The sequence below is a fragment of the Halomonas marinisediminis genome, assembly GCF_004347715.1.
GTDB classification, from domain to species: Bacteria; Pseudomonadota; Gammaproteobacteria; order Pseudomonadales; family Halomonadaceae; genus Halomonas; species Halomonas icarae.
The window spans coordinates 1-278 of sequence record NZ_SLTR01000398.1 but is presented as its reverse complement, the minus strand read 5'-3'; the positions used below and the strand labels follow the sequence as shown (position 1 = coordinate 278).

Annotated in this window: 1 protein-coding gene; it reads right to left on the bottom strand. The window is 56.8% G+C overall.

Annotation, left to right across the window (positions count from 1 at the left end; translation table 11 throughout):
• On the bottom strand, positions 1 to 278 hold a 278-nt coding region (locus E0702_RS17145; RefSeq protein WP_368816924.1), incomplete at both ends, for an SLC13 family permease.

Genomic DNA, 278 nt, shown 5'->3' with positions numbered 1-278 from the left:
GGGGCCCATGACCATCAGGTTTGTCTGGTAGCCGATCGGCGTTGCGAAAGAACAGTTAGCGGCAAAAATGGTTGCCGCGATGAAGGCTTCCGGAGGTGCGCCGATGGCGGCAGAAATTCCGAGCGCTATGGGTGTGAAAAGCACGGCTGTTGCATTGTTGGAAAGAAAATTGGTCAGAATGGCGACCACTGCAAAATAGCCTGAAAGAATGATTGCGGGCGCCTGCCCTTCAAGCGCGGCAACGGCCGCATCGGCAATGAGTTGCGCGCCACCTGTCC